12 protein-coding genes are annotated in these 14,636 nt (G+C 67.9%); 8 read left to right on the top strand and 4 right to left on the bottom strand.

The genetic code is table 11. The annotated features are described in order from the left end of the window. Nucleotides 1-52 precede the first annotated feature (52 nt). On the top strand, nt 53-1,459 hold the full coding sequence (locus tag ACX28W_RS37120) for an aldehyde dehydrogenase family protein (RefSeq protein WP_459004441.1): 1,407 nt from the start codon (nt 53-55) through the stop codon (nt 1,457-1,459). 171 nt (nt 1,460-1,630) lie between these two features. Then, a complete protein-coding gene (locus ACX28W_RS37115; protein WP_459004478.1) occupies nt 1,631-2,929 on the top strand; it encodes a DUF3533 domain-containing protein in 1,299 nt (432 codons plus the stop codon). Between the two features lie 108 nt (nt 2,930-3,037). Here ACX28W_RS37115 and ACX28W_RS37110 read toward each other — a convergent pair whose 3' ends face one another. Continuing rightward, complete coding sequence (locus ACX28W_RS37110) at nt 3,038-5,428, bottom strand: ATP-binding SpoIIE family protein phosphatase (protein ID WP_459004440.1); 2,391 nt, start codon at nt 5,426-5,428, stop codon at nt 3,038-3,040. Between the two features lie 566 nt (nt 5,429-5,994). Next, a complete protein-coding gene (locus ACX28W_RS37105) occupies nt 5,995-6,573 on the bottom strand; it encodes a TetR/AcrR family transcriptional regulator (RefSeq protein ID WP_459004438.1) in 579 nt (192 codons plus the stop codon). 454 nt (nt 6,574-7,027) lie between these two features. On the opposite strand from ACX28W_RS37105, the gene ACX28W_RS37100 reads away from it, so the two are divergent. The 3 genes from ACX28W_RS37100 (at nt 7,028) to ACX28W_RS37090 (ending at nt 9,870) form a co-directional block, all read left to right on the top strand. Further along, nucleotides 7,028-7,819, top strand: a complete 792-nt coding sequence (locus tag ACX28W_RS37100; RefSeq protein WP_459004437.1) for an SDR family NAD(P)-dependent oxidoreductase — start codon at nt 7,028-7,030, stop codon at nt 7,817-7,819. A 313-nt stretch (nt 7,820-8,132) separates the two neighbouring features. Beyond that, nucleotides 8,133-9,200 (top strand): alkene reductase, encoded by a 1,068-nt coding sequence (locus tag ACX28W_RS37095; RefSeq protein WP_459004436.1) that lies wholly within the window; start codon nt 8,133-8,135, stop codon nt 9,198-9,200. Between the two features lie 367 nt (nt 9,201-9,567). Then, a complete protein-coding gene (locus tag ACX28W_RS37090; RefSeq protein WP_459004476.1) occupies nt 9,568-9,870 on the top strand; it encodes a winged helix-turn-helix transcriptional regulator in 303 nt (100 codons plus the stop codon). 202 nt (nt 9,871-10,072) lie between these two features. Here ACX28W_RS37090 and ACX28W_RS37085 read toward each other — a convergent pair whose 3' ends face one another. Further along, on the bottom strand, nt 10,073-11,275 hold the full coding sequence (locus tag ACX28W_RS37085) for an IS110 family RNA-guided transposase (RefSeq protein ID WP_459004434.1): 1,203 nt from the start codon (nt 11,273-11,275) through the stop codon (nt 10,073-10,075). Between the two features lie 208 nt (nt 11,276-11,483). Next, nucleotides 11,484-11,954: a winged helix-turn-helix transcriptional regulator gene (locus ACX28W_RS37080; protein WP_459004433.1), complete on the bottom strand. Its 471-nt coding sequence runs from the start codon at nt 11,952-11,954 to the stop codon at nt 11,484-11,486. A gap of 104 nt (nt 11,955-12,058) precedes the next feature. On the opposite strand from ACX28W_RS37080, the gene ACX28W_RS37075 reads away from it, so the two are divergent. From ACX28W_RS37075 to ACX28W_RS37065, 3 genes are all read left to right on the top strand, one after another. Then, complete coding sequence (locus tag ACX28W_RS37075; RefSeq protein ID WP_459004431.1) at nt 12,059-12,559, top strand: PaaI family thioesterase; 501 nt, start codon at nt 12,059-12,061, stop codon at nt 12,557-12,559. A 747-nt stretch (nt 12,560-13,306) separates the two neighbouring features. After that, the gene (locus ACX28W_RS37070) at nt 13,307-13,897 is read left to right on the top strand and encodes a TetR/AcrR family transcriptional regulator (RefSeq protein ID WP_459004429.1); all 591 of its coding nucleotides are present in this window, start codon (nt 13,307-13,309) and stop codon (nt 13,895-13,897) included. A 198-nt stretch (nt 13,898-14,095) separates the two neighbouring features. Further along, the gene (locus ACX28W_RS37065) at nt 14,096-14,410 is read left to right on the top strand and encodes a hypothetical protein (RefSeq protein ID WP_459004427.1); all 315 of its coding nucleotides are present in this window, start codon (nt 14,096-14,098) and stop codon (nt 14,408-14,410) included. Nucleotides 14,411-14,636: the final 226 nt, after the last annotated feature.

Below are 14,636 nucleotides of genomic sequence, written 5' to 3'. Positions count from 1 at the left end.
AGCGTACATCAATACGAAACGAAATGCTTTCGTTTCGTATATGCTTCGGGGCATGCCTACCGACAACGTGGACCTCGACTCCACGACAGACCACGCGGCACAAACCGTCACCCGCCTGCGCGCCACCTTCAACACCGGACGCACCAAGCCCCTCTCGTGGCGGAGGCAGCAGCTGCACGCGCTGCGGCAGATGCTGGCCGAACATCAGGACGTGTTCGCAGACGCGCTGTACACCGACCTCGGCAAGAACGCGACCGAGTCGCACGTCATGGAGATCGGCTTCCTCATCAAGGAGATCGACCACACCTTGCGCCACCTCGACCGGTGGACGCGCCCGAGCAAGGTCTCCGTACCTCTGGTGCTCGCGCCGGCCCGGGCCTGGACCGTCCGCGAGCCGCTGGGCACAGTGCTGATCATCAGCCCCTGGAACTACCCGCTGAATCTGGCGCTGGCGCCCCTCGTCGGCGCACTGGCCGCCGGTAACTGCGTCATCCTCAAGCCCAGTGAAGTCGCCCCCGCAACCTCGGCCGCGCTCGCCCACTGGCTGCCCCGGTTCCTGGATCCGGAGGCCGTGGCCGTCGTCGAGGGGGGTGTACCCGAGACGACCGCCCTGCTGGAACAGCGGTTCGACCACATCTTCTACACCGGCAACGGCACGGTGGGACGCATCGTCATGGCTGCCGCGGCCCGTCATCTCACCCCGGTCACCCTGGAGTTGGGCGGCAAGAGCCCCGCCGTCGTCGAACCCGGTGCCGACCTCGCGACGGCCGCCCGTCGCATCGTCTGGGCCAAGTTCATGAACGCCGGCCAGACCTGCGTCGCGCCCGACTACGTGCTCGCTGTCGGACAGGCGGGCGCCGACATCGAGTCGCACCTGGCCGCAGCCATCCGGGAGATGTACGGCACCGATCCGGCCCGGAGCGCCGACTACGGCAACATCATCAACGAGCGCCACTTCGACCGGCTGGCCGGTCTGCTCAACGATGGCCGGACCGTTGTCGGCGGCGACCACGACCGTCCCAGCCGTTACATCGCCCCCACCGTTCTCGCGGACGTCGACCCCGACTCGGCCGTGATGCGTGACGAGATCTTCGGTCCCATCCTGCCCATCGTCTGCGTCCCGGACCTGGACGCGGCGATTGCTTTCATCAGCGGTCGGGACAAGCCGCTGGCTCTCTACGCCTTCACCGCATCCAAGCGCTCCAAGCAGCGGCTGATCGCGGAGACGTCCTCCGGCGGCTTGGTCTTCGGCGTCCCGACCGCTCAGCTCGGCGTGCCCGGTCTCCCCTTCGGCGGCGTGGGCGAGAGCGGCATGGGCCAGTACCACGGCGCACACTCCTTGGACACCTTCAGCAACATCAAGTCAGTCCTCGACAAGCGGCTCACTCCGGACACCATGGGCGTGACCTATCCGCCCTACACCCGCCGCAAGGACCGCATCCTGCGACGGATCACGTGACGGCTTGCAGCACGTGCTGGTCCGAAGCCGTTGCGATGGCGCCGACGGCCTCCTGCAATCTGACCGTGGCCATGCCCGGAATTGCTCATGAAGTGCGAGGCCAGGTCTAGGCCTGAGATGACGCTGTCCGCCCCCCCTCTCGGCAAGTCCTTGCGAAAACTGGAGTTCATCATGGATGGGTTTCATCCCTTCCGCGTATTGCGGGCCCGAGGCCTGTGGATCGTCAACGGCGTCGTCACGGGCGTTTTGGCCTTGTTGTTCGCGGTCCTCTACATCGGTGCCAACGTCGATCCGGTCGGCCACCTTCACAAGTTGCCCGTCGGCCTGGTCAACGCAGACAAGGGCGCGAATGTCGGCGGCGAACACGTCAACCTGGGGGCGCGGACAATCGAGTCGATCACGAAATCGAATGCCGGTGGAGACGCGATCGACTGGAAGGTGATGGACGAGCAGAAGATGAACAAGGAACTCGGCCAGGGCAAGCTGTTCGGCGCGCTGGTCGTTCCCGGCGACTTCTCCTCCTCCACCACCACGCTGATCAGCACCGCGGCCGACAAGAAGCCGGTTCGCCCGACGCTGACGGTGGTGACCAACCAGTCCGCCGGAAGTCTTGGCTCCAGCCTGGCGCGGTCGGCCACGACGGAAGCGGCCAAGAACGCCTCAAGTCAGGTGGGCAGGGAGCTGAGTGCGCAGGCCGGAGCCGAGCAGACGAAGCTGCCTCCGGCGGAGCGCCTCCTACTGGCCGACCCGGCAGTCGTCACCGTGAAGGACGGGCACCCGCTTCACTCGCACAGTGGTCTCGGCATGACCGCCTTCTACTACGCGCTGGTCCTCGTGGTTTGCGGCATGCTTGCCGCCAACGTCATCAGCGGCCAGGTGGACCACGTCCTCGGCTACACCCACAACGACATGGGGCCGCTTCGCAAGCACCGCCCGCTGATCCGTGCGAGCCGGGTACAGACCCTCGCCATCAGCAGCACCCTCATGGCCGGCCTCTCTGTGCCCATGGGCAGCCTGGTGCTGGCGGGAGCGGTCGGCATGGGGATGGATGTCTCCCACGTGCCCCTGCTGTGGCTGTACTCGGTGTGCGCGATCGCGGTCGCCGGGATCGGCGGGCTGGCCCTGCTCGCTGTCTTCGGCACGCCCGGCATGCTGCTCGTTGCGCTGATCTTCGTCGCGATGGCCGTGCCGACGGCCGGTGCCACCATGCCCATAGAGGCGCTGCCCGGGTTCTATCGCTTCCTCGCGGAGTTCGAGCCGCTGCGGCAGATCACCGACGGTGTCCGTTCGATCCTCTACTACGACGCCCAGGGTGACGCGGGCCTGACCCGGGGCTGGGCCATGCTGGCGTTCGGCCTAGTGGCAGCTTCCCTCTTCGGCTTCGGCGTGACCCGGCTGTACGACCGCAAGGGGCTGCACCGCATTCCCTCCGAGGTGGAGAAGCCGGCGCAGGCCGCGGTTCGGGCGTAGCCGAACGGGTCGGACGCGGCTGCGGACAGTCGGCACCGCCTGCACCCCGCCGAGCCTGGACACGGACCGGATCAGCTTCCGCAGTCGTGCGCCGCCGAGGGAGACCGCTCAGGTCGCCTGGATGAGCTGTTCGGCCCAGATGGTCTTGCCCGTAGGCGTGTACCGAGTGCCCCAGCGCTCGGTGAGCTGGGCGACCAGCAGCAGGCCGCGGCCTCCCTCGTCGCTCAGTCGGGCGCGCCGCAGGTGAGGGCTGGTGCTGCTGCCGTCGGAGACCTCACACGTCAGCGTCCGGTCCTTGATCAGTCGTAGCCGAATCGGGCCTGTGGCGTAGCGGATGGCGTTGGTGAACAACTCGCTGACGACGAGTTCCGTGATGAATGCCGCGTCCTCAAGCCCCCACTCGGTGAGACGGTCGCAGGCGCGTTTACGTGCCTCTGCCACCGCTGCGGGGTCGCTGGGCAGGTCCCAGGAGGCCAGACTCTCCGGGCCGAGTGGTCGAGCACGGATCAGCAGGAGGGCGACGTCGTCGGCTTCGCCTTCGGGGTGTTGCATGTCGAGGACGGTGTCGCAGAGGGCTTCGAGCGAGGGCTCCGGTCGGGCGAGTGCCTGGCACAGACTGCGGGTGCCTTCGTCGATGTCGTGATGGCGACTCTCGACGAGGCCGTCGGTGAACATGGCCAGGAGGCTGCCTCCGGGCAGGGTGAGCTCCGTCGCCTCGAAGGGCAGGCTGCCCAGCCCAAGGGGAGGGTCGGCAGGCATGCCGATGACACGGGCCGTTCCGTCCGGTCCGACCAGGATGGGGGGCGGGTGCCCGGCCCGGGCCAGGGAGCACGTGCCGGAGACGGGGTCGTAGACGGCGTACAAGCAGGTGGCGCCGATGTCACCGGGGATCTCTGAGGTCCCGTCGACGCCATCGATGTCTTGCGGGAGCCCGGAGTGGGTGACGATGTCGTCGAGGTGAGTCAGGAGCTCGTCGGGTGCAAGGTCGATGTCGGCGAGGGTGCGCACCGCCGTGCGGAGGCGGCCCATGGTCGCTGAGGCAGAGATGCCATGCCCTACGACGTCGCCGACAACGAGGCCTACTCGTGCCCCGGGAAGGGGGATCACGTCGAACCAGTCGCCGCCCACCCCGGCGCTGCCGCCGGCGGGAACATAACGGGACGCTGTCTCCACGGCCGGGTGGACAGTTGGCCCGCGAGGCAGCAGGGACCGCTGGAGCGCCAGTGCGATGCCGTGCTCGCGGGTGAACCGGCGGGCGTTGTCCAGACAGACCGCAACCCTGGCCACAAGGTCCTCGATGACGGTCAGGTCGTCGGGGCCAAAGGGGTCGGGGGAGGACGAATGCCTGAGGAAGAGGGCCGCTCCGAGGATCACGCCGCGGGCTCGGATGGGCACCGCGAGCAGGAAGCGCGTCCCGAACGCGGCTGCGTACGCCGCCTGGACGGCGTCCTCGGCAAGCCACCGAATGATGTCGGGATCCTTGATGTCGTGCAGCACCGGGCGGCCGGTGGCCTGACACCGGGCGATCGGAGACGACCGCGGATGGGTGTGGATCACTCCGACGCCGAGTACCGCGTCGGGTGGGAGTGGGGTGTCGCCCCCGTGCGCGGCCCGTCGCAGCGCGACGGGTCCCGCGTGGGGGCCGGGGCCGGGCAGTGCACCATGGAAGACCTCGTCCAGCAGGTCGACGCTGACGAAGTCGGCGAAGCGGGACACCCTCACCGTCACGTCGACGAGCTCCTGGGCGGTGCCGGTCACATCCAGAGTCGCGCCGATGCGGGTCCTGGCCTCGTTGAGCAAGGCCATCCGCTCGCGGCTGTGGTACTGCTCGGAGTAGTCGTTCCCCACCAGGCCCACCGCGTGCACTCGACCGCTCCCGTCCTTGAGAGGGAAGACATCCACGGCCCAGGCGTGTGCCTTGGGCTCATGCGGAAGTGCTACGAAGAGTTCGGTGTACTCGGGCTTTCCGGTCTCGCCGACCCGAAGGATCCGCCGTTCTGCCTCCTCGAACGCAGAACCGTGAAGGAACTCGGTGATACGCCGACCGCGAACTTCGCTCTGGCCGAGGCCCACCGCTCGCCGCATGACCTCGTTCGCCCACAGCAACCGCCCGTCACGATCGTAGATCGAGAGGGAGAGGGACTGCTGCTCCAGCATCCACCACATGAGGTCTTGCAGTTTCCCCGTTGCCGGTGACGGCACGATCGTCACGAGGAAGCCCTGCTGCTGCGTGGCGCCCAGCAGCGGGCTCAGGTGGGCTCTTGTATCCAGCAGACTGCCGTCGCGATGCAGGAACGTGGTCCCGTCGGTGGCGAACAGCTCGGCCAGGGGACTGCCGATGATCTCCGCAGGGGTGTACCCCAGAAGTTCCTGAGCCTCGCGGCTCCAGTAGGCCACACATCCGTTCCCGTCCGTGACGGCTATGGTGACGGACTCATTGCGGTTGGCCTCGTCCGGGTGACCGGTGTGTCGCTCGGGCAGCCCGCTGATGCGATGCATGGCGTACCTGGCCCTCCTGCCTCATGACAGGCACTACCCACGATCGTCCGAGAAGCGGCCGAGGGCAAGGCGGAAGGGCGTCGTCATCTGAGAGCCCGTGGTGCCGTGCCGTTGGGCGATGTCGGCCCAGCCCTGGGCTGCTTCCGGGGCCGGTCCAGTACCAGCGGCTGGAGGGCTGTTGCCGAGGCCTTCCAACGGTGCAGTCCACGAGGCAGTGGTCGGCGAGGCGTTGCAGAGCCCGGTAGCTGGTGGCGCGGGACACCGAGGAAGGACTGACGAGTTCCCCGACTGTCTGGTGGGGCGCTGGTGGAAAGCGCTGATGAGCATGGTGGCGTCCGACCCGCAGGCGGCGCAGCCAGCCTACGGCTTGAGGACGGTGTCGTAGACGGCTCGACATGTCGTCCGGGAGATACCGGCTTCCTCCGCGGTCTGCCACTCGCTGGCGTGATCCGAAGGGCTGCCGGCGACCTCGGCGAAGTTCAGGTGCGCCCGCAGCCCCCGCAGCCCCTGACGGGCCCAACAACCGCTTGACCGCGTGGTGTTGGCTCCAGCCGCATAGCCCGTGTTCAGGATTCCGGGTCGAGCCCGGGTGGTGCGGTCAGGGCTTTGTGCGTCGACTCCAGGATTTTCTCCGACAGCTCTGTGCCCGCCGTGGCTCGGGCGAGCAGGAGCGCGCCGACCAGCGTGGCCACCATCGGAAGGCCGTCGTTGGTGTCGGTGGACATCCACGAGGCGAATTCCTGGACTCCGGCTGCGTACGTTTCGCGCACCTCCCCAGCTGTGCGCTCGCGCGCCATGTCTCCTGCGAATCCCGCGGTGGGGCAACCGGTGCCGGGCTGGTCGCGGTGCTCGGGGGACAGGTAGTAGTCGATGAGGGCGCCGCGTGCGGTGTCGTGGTCGCCGTGGGTCGTGTCGAACGAATCCCGGAGTAGGTCAAGGTCCCCGAACGCGGCTTGGGTTGCCTCGGCGACCAGGGCCTCCTTGGAGGGGAACTGCTTGTAGAAGCCGCCCGTGGTCAGCCCGATGGACTTCATCAGATCGGCGAGGCTGATGCCGTTCACGCCGCGCTCCCGGAAGAGCTGGGAGGCCGCGGCGACCGCGCGCCTGCGGTTCTCGAGCGCTTGTGCTTGCGAAACGCGACTCATCAGTCACCTGCCCGCGTTAGATAGTAAAGCTCATCTATCATATGCGAAATGCCGGGCGACCGGCCGCGGCCGCCCTCTCTCCGTATGGCTCTTTCTCGCTGTCGCAAGGCGAGGAGCTCATGTGCCTGCATCCGAACTGCAAGCGGCTTCCGGCCCTGTTCCGGGGTGCGGTTGTAACAAGTGGACTCCGTCCAGCGCGCAGGTCTCCGCAGGGGTGTTGTTCGCCGTGCCTGCGCGCTCGCCGTGAGGGCATTGCGCGAAACCGTCTGCGGCGACATGCGCCCGAGGAGTCTTCTTCCGAACCTGGCCGGGTGCCGACCTTGTGGCCCCGTGTGCGCACTGAGCGGTCTTCGGCCGCGGGCGGTGACTGGACCTAGTTAGATGTCTATCGTAATCTAAAGAGAGGTCGACGCTTTGGCCCTTACTCATTCGCCAGCCAGAAATGAGATCCCCCATGACCACGCAGAACAAGACCGCTGTCGTCACCGGTGCGTCCGCCGGACTGGGTAGCGCCTACGCGCAGCGGCTTGCCGACCGGGGCTACGACCTGATCCTGGTGGCCCGGAACGCTGCGCGGCTGGAGACGCTGGCGTCGGACATCCGCAGCCGCACCGGCCGCGCGGTGGACGTTGTCACCGCCGACCTCACCGACGCGGCGCAGATCTCCGTGGTCGAGGAACGTCTGCGGACCGACGAGAGCATCGAAGTACTGATCAACAATGCCGGCGGTGCGCTGCTCACGCCGCTGGCAGCCTCCGACGCGGCGGCCTACGAGGCGCTGATCAACCTCAATGTGACAGCGCTGACCAGGCTGACCATCGCGGTCCTGCCGGGTCTGACGGCCCGCGGGCACGGCACCGTCGTGAACATCTCCTCTGCCATGGCTCTCAACATCCTGCCCGTCAGCGCCGTCTACAGCGGCACCAAGAGCTACGTGCTGACGTTCACCCAGGGCCTGCAGCAGGAACTCGCCGAGAGCCCCGTCAGGGTGCAGGCCGTGCTGCCGGGCGCTGTCCGCACGGAGCTCTGGGACGGCTCCGGCGTCGACCTCGCGGCGCTTCCCGACGAGATCGTGATGAACGTGGACGATGCCGTCGACGCGGCGCTCGCCGGCCTCGACGCCGGGGAACCCGTCACCATCCTGTCCCTGCCGGATATCAGCGACTGGGAGTCGTTCGAGAAGGCGCGTCAGGCACTCGTCCCGAACCTGTCCCAGAAGGTCCCGGCCGATCGCTACCGCGGCTGACCGCAGCTCCCCCCGTGCGGGAATCCCTTCGTGGCAAGGACGTGGACGCTGCTGCATCTGCTGCACAGGACCGATGCGTCCTCCGGCGTGAGGGAAGACCGACGCACTCGGCCTCCTCCCCTTTGTGTAAACAGCCGGGGCCCAGCACCGCATGGCGGCGGTCATGTGCGCGGCAAGCCCGTCCGCCCCACCGCCCCTCCACGCAGCTTGCCTTCACGATTGCGGGTCATCGGGCCCATCCGGCCGGTCACCGCGTACGCGCCACCCGCGGCGGCCCGCAGTCCTCTCTCACCCTTGATTTGAGGAGACACCCATGTTGAACGCCCTGTGGAACCCGACCACCGTCGGAGACATCCCCCTGCCGCACCGGCTGGCCATGGCCCCCCTGACCCGCAGCAGGGCCACCCCGGACGGCGTGCCGACCGAGCTGAACGCCGAGTACTACGCTCAGCGCGCCTCGCACGCCCTCATCATCACCGAAGGCACCCAGCCCTCTGCCGACGGCCAGGGCTACCCGGTGACCCCCGGCATCTACACCGAGGAGCACATCGCCGGCTGGCGCAAGGTCACCGACGCCGTACACAAGGCCGACGGACGCATCGTCATCCAGCTCATGCACACCGGACGGATCTCCCACCCCGACAACACCCCACACCACCGGCAACCGGTCGCCCCCTCCGCGGTCAAGCCGACCGGCCAGACGTTCACCTTCTCGGGACTCCAGGAGATGCCGGTACCGCGCGAGCTGTCCACCGAGGAGGTCGCCGCGACGGTCGACGACTTCCGGCACGCCGCCGCGGCCGCCATCGCGGCCGGCGCCGACGGCGTCGAGATCCACGGGGCCAACGGCTACCTGGTCAACCAGTTCCTCTTTCCCAGCGCCAACCAGCGCACCGACCAGTACGGCGGCTCCCTCGACAACCGCATCCGCTTCGCCGTCGAAGTCGCCACCGCCGTGGCCGACGAGATCGGCGCCGGCCGCACCGGCCTCCGGATCTCGCCCGGCAACCCCTACGGGCTCAACGACCTCGTGGAGGACGACCCCCACGAGCTCTACCCGCACCTCCTGAACGCCCTCGCTCCCCTCAACCTCGCCTACCTGCACACCGGCCACGCCGGCGACGAAGAACTCCTCCACGCCCTCCGCAAGCTTTGGCCGACCACCCTGCTCCTCAACCGGGGCGGCACCGACATTGCCACCCGCGCCAAGGACATCGAGGACGGCCTCGCCGACGTCATCACCGTCGGATCGATGGCACTCGCCAACCCCGACCTGGTCGAGCGCGTACGCACAGGCGCGCCGCTGAACACCCCCGATCCCGCCACCTTCTACGGCGGCGGCGCGGCCGGCTACACCGATTACCCCACCCACACCGCCTGATAAATTGCCCGGCGATACCGGTCCTGATGAGGCGGTGTGCCCGAATGGCCGCAGGGAGGTGCCACGTGTCCGTGGTAGCCGCACCCGTAGCTCTCGGCCGCCGCTTCCAGGTCGGTCAGATCCTGGGGCACGTCGGGGGAGAGGGGCTGGTCGACGTCGGTCCGGGCTGCGGTACGGGCACGCGAGCGCCAGAGCGATGAGGTCGGCAGCCAGCGCGCCGCGCAGCAGATCTCCATGGTGGGACTTCGTGCCGTGAGTGGCGGTGTCTTCCCAGGGGTGCGCAGCGAGCCCCAGTAGCCCCCGGAGTCACCTGAGGGCACCTCATGTTCACAGACCTTCGGCAACTCCGTGCCCCATACGGTGACGGATCCGCTTCCGGCCCCGCCGCTACGAGTACCACCTCACCGACAAGGGCGAAGCCTTCGCCGCGGTGCTGCTCGCCCTACGCGCATGGGGCGAGACCTGGTGCAAAGAGCCCGGGGAAGAAGTCGCCGTCCATCAGATCCACACGGCATGCGGTCGCGAGGTGGGCCTGAGCGGCACCGTGTGCGAAGGGTGCGGCAAGCCCTTCACCATGAACGAAGTGACGGGTGAACTCAGCGCGGCCTTCGCACAGGAACGCAAGGCCAGGACAGCGTGGACGGCGAAGGCACTGAACCCTGCGACCTGAGCGCCATTGAGTGCGGTGCGGCGGCGCGCTGAAGTCGATAGTGCGCTGCGGAGTAACGGCGGCGTAGTGCACGGCACTCGGCTGATGTCCGACCGCTGTCCTGCCTACGACCGCGACCGCGAGGTCGATGGCTCAGGACCGGGGGCGGGCGCCCTTTCCCAGCCGGGCGGTGACGTCACGGGGGGGGCCTCTATGTCTTTCGTCAAGCGAGGCGCGGGGTTCTGGCTTCGTAGAAGGTGCCGTCGCGGAGCATCGCGAACAGCACGCTGATGCGGTGGCGGGCTAGGCGGAGAAGAGCCTGCGTGTGGGTCTTTCCGCGGGCCCGGCACTTGTCGTAGTAGGTGCGGGAGGCGGGATCGTGCAGGGCGGCGAACGCGGACAGGAACATCGCCCGTTTGAGCTGCCGGTTGCCGCCTCTGGGCGCGTGTTCGCCGTGGATCGAGGTTCCCGAAGACTTCGTAGTCGGGGCGAGGCCGGCGTAGGAGGCGAGGTGGGCGGCGGTGGGGAAGCTGGTGCCGTCGCCGACGGTGACCAGCAGCGAGGCGGCGGTCCTGACCGCGACCCCCGGCATCGAGGTCAGGACCGGGGAAAGAGGGTGAGCCTCCAGCAACTGCCCGATCTGCGCTTCCAGGGCTCGCCGCTGTTCGTGAACGGCCGCGAGCGAGCGGGCCAGGGAGGGGATTACGACGTCGAGAGTGCCGGTTCCCGGGACCACGACAGTCTGCTCGTCGAGCGCGTCGAAGACCTCGTCGATCAACCGCTGGGCCATGCGCGGGGCCTTGGGCCGGATCACCTCAACCAGCTTGCGGCGTCCGGCTTTGCGCAGAGCTTGCGGGGATCCGTAGCGTTCCAGAAGCCAGGTCACGGCCTGATGGTCCAGGCGTGGCCCGAGAACGCGCTCCAGGCTGGGGTGGAACTGGGTGAGCAGGCCGCGTATCCGGTTGGAGGTGCGGGTGGCCTCGGCTGCCAGGTCCTGGTCGAAGCCCACCAGCACGGTCAGTTCAGCGGTGATCTCGTCGGTGAGCTCAAGTGAGCGCAGGGTGTGCGGCATGGTGCGGGCGGCGTCCGCGATCACCGCGGCGTCCTTCGCGTCGGTCTTCGCCTCGCCGGGATACAGGTCGGCGATCCGCCGCATCGCGAGTCCGGGCAGGTAGGCGACCTTGCAGCCGGCGTCCCGGGCGACCGTCAGGGGCAGGGCGCCGATCGAGGCGGGCTGGTCCACGATCACCAGCACGGTGCCGAACTTCGCGGCCAGCTTGTCGAAGACGGCCCGCAGCTTCGGCTCGCTGTTGGGCAGTTGTTTGTCGAAGACCTTCTTGCCGGCCGGGGTGAGGCCGTGTCCGTGGTGGGCGCTCTTGCCGACGTCCAAGCCGAGGAAGACGCCTACGTCGTCGATGTCGTACAACCCATCCTCCCGAGCGGGGTTCGTATGGTGCTGGCCAGGGCGTTGGCGTCGTATGCGCGCATCCACGTTATGCAGACCTGCCGCCCGCGGGATGCCGGGCATTGCGCCAGGCCAGGCGGTGGTCAGACCTCTCATCAGCGTCTCCAACGGCGCCTCTCGGGCCCGGTGACACCACCCCCCAGGTCATCCGTTCGACAGGGGGGAACAGTCATGCCGGGCCCGGAGGCCAGCGGTCCTCTTGCAGGACCGCGAAGAAGATAACGGGGGCGAGCGCGGAGTGGTCCGCGGAGCATTCGACGACGACGCGGACCGGGGCGTCGCAGTCGGTGTGGCGGACGTCCAGAACAGGCCCTTCGGGGCCGAGGGCGTATGCCTCGCCCCACTGGGTCAGCGCCATCAGAACGGGCCACAGGTCCCAGCCCTTGCGGGTCAGGCGGTATTCGTTGCGGGGGCGGCTGCCGGGCTCCCGGTAGGGGACGGTCTTGAGGATGCCGGCTGCGGTCAGCTTGCGGAGGTGGTCGCTGAGCACGGCTTCCGAGAGGTCGATGTGGCGGTGGAAGTCGTCGAAGCGGCGTACGCCGTTGACGTCACGCAGGATCAGCAGCGTCCATTTCTCCCCGATCACGTCGAGCGTGCGCTGGACGGGGCAGTTCTCGGTGCTCGCCTCGAGCCACTCCATCCCGCCATCGCATGGGACCTGACTTCATTATTGACAGTCAGATTTGCAGAAGCTAGCTTCACTTGGGAAAGTCAGCTGACAGTCAGAGGGAAGGGCGCTGGACCGTGGGGCGAACGCGTACGTATCAATGGGAAGACCCCGAGGCACTGGCGCAGGCCGCCGGGCGCATGGCCGGCATCGACTTCCTGCGCGAGTTGCGTGCGGGGCGACTGCCAGGCCCGCCCATCAACTACACCGTCGACTTCGCCCTGGACGAGGTGGAGCCCGGCAGCGTGGTCTTCTCCCTGACGCCGGGGGAGGAACACTACAACCCGATCGGCAGCGTTCACGGCGGCATCTTCGCCACCCTGCTCGACTCGGCGGCTAGTAGCGCTGTCCAGTCGACCCTCCCGCAGGGCATGGCGACCACTTCGCTCGACCTGACGGTGAAGTTCCTGCGACCGATCACCGTGGACACGGGCCCGGTGCGCGCCATCGGCACGGTAGTCAGCAAGGGCCGCCAAACTGCTCTCGCCCAGGCCCAGTTGGTCGACGCGAGAGACCGTCTCCTCGCCCATGCCACCAGCAGCTGCCTGATCTTCCCGGTACCTACCTCTCAAGCGTGACCCTCGGTGGTGACCGGCGTCGACAAGAATCCGGTCCGCCCCCCGACGTACCGATGTCTCATCCCTCCTCCTTCCTCTCATCGCTCCTCACCGTTGACCTGCGGAGGGCGATGTTTGTGCGGCGATGCCTAACTCCCTCGAACTCGGCGCAGAACGCCGGGGTTCGAGGTGGTGCAGATGCGGCGCACGTCGGCGGCGGCCCGTAACTCCTCGGGTGGCCGGGCCGTCGAGCGCCGCAGCCGTATTGATGCGCCCGAAGTTGGTGGCCCCTCGGACGTTAGGGCTCTTCATCAGGCTGTGTGGGTGGGGTAACGGTGTGTCCGGCTGTGCCGCCGCCGTAGAAGTAGAAAATGGGGGTGTTGAGGGGGCGTTGGCGCTTACGCGCTCTTTGGGGTTGGCGAGGACTATGGGGTCGCCGGTGATGACGTCGGAGGGCGAGACCGTCTTCGATGTCCTTGGCGCGGTGGCGCGGTGGCGCGGTGGCGCGGTGGCGCGGTGGCGCGGTGGCGCCGGGCCGGTTGAGCGGCAGTGCGGTCGATCTCGACGCCGTCGGCGTTCGCTGTATGGCGGCCGCGGCCGCGGAAGTCGTCGACCGTGCGGCGACCTCCTCGGTGGACAGTTCGCGCGGTATCGACGAGGTGGCCGACAGGCGCCGCTGTCGACTCTTTGGATTACGTTCGCAATACCATACACTGGCGAAGTCGGTAAAGGACAACGGTCCTTCCGGCCGACGAAGGAGCGTGTGCGGTGGTGCGGTACGGAAAAGAGCACAAGTCGGAAACGAGGCGGCGGATCATCGAAACGGCGGGCCGCCGGTTCAAGCAAGACGGTATCGACGGCTCCGGGGTCTCGACGCTCATGAAGGACGCGGGACTGACCAACGGTGCCTTCTACGCTCACTTCGCGTCCAAAGATGACCTCGTCACCGTGGCAATCGCCGACCAGTTGAAGGTGCAGGCCGAGAGCGTCGTCGCGCGGGCCGCGCCTGGCCGTGCCGGACTCGAGCAGATCGTGCGCAGATACCTGTCACCCCAGCACCGCGACAGCCTTGGCGACGGCTGCCCCAACGCCGCCCTCCTCGACGAGATCGGGCGCTGCACCGACACAACCAGGCAGGCGTACACCGACAGCGTGCTGATCCTCATCGAGGGCCTTGCTGCTCGCATGGCGCCCGAGGCCCCGTCCTCCGCACGTGTGAAGGCGCTCAGTCTCCTCGGCCTGATGGCCGGGACGCTGCAGCTCGCCCGCGCCTTGACCGACAGCCAACTCGCCAAAGAACTCCTCGAACAGGGGGTGAGCAACGCCCTCGCCCTGCTGGACGCCTGGCAGCGCGTCTGAGGCAACACATCCCTGACCTCAGGCTGTGGCGTGAGGCAGTCCGACGCCGACAGATTCCTCTAGCTGGGAGCCAGCCGACGCCACCGGGTAGCACCTCCTGCGTCGCCGCTCAAGCCGCTTCATGCCGTCATCTCAGTCCCTGTCTTCATGATTGACAGTCAGGTAAGGGCGCGGCTTGAGTGGCACGCTCCAGCGATTGTGGAAGCAACCGCAGGCCGCACCTCGGGCGTGGAGGTGCTGCGCGACCTGCTCCAGCGACGCCTGCCCCCACCGTTCACCGTGGCCGCTCTGGACTTCGCCCTCAAGGAAGTGGAAGAAGGCCGCGTGGTCTTCTCGCTGATGCCGGGCGAGGGGCACTACAACTCCTCGGCAGTGGGCACGGAGGGGTCTATGCCACCCTTTCGACCGGGACGCCAAACAGCTCTCGCACAGGCCAAGTTGATCGACGAGGCCGACCGACTGCTCGCCCACGCCACCAGAACCTGCATCCTCTTTCCATTTCCCGCACCCTGAACCGCGACGGGCACTTTCACGGCTCGCGCCGGACGAGGCGCGCTGGGCGCGAAGCTCAGATGGCGGCTGGGGCGGGGGCCGGAGTATCCCCTGGGGGCAGGTCGGCAGCTGGGCCACCGGTCTTGCGCAGGCTGGGCATCAGGAACACCTGAGGCGCCCCGAAGTTCTCGGACAGCGGTCCCCATAGGATCGAAGTCCAGAACGGCGGAGAGAGCACGTGGCACAG

Source organism: Streptomyces sp. SD15 (assembly GCF_054462255.1).
The sequence above is the reverse complement of the archived record's forward strand: the minus strand, read 5'-3'. Positions and strand labels throughout refer to the sequence as shown.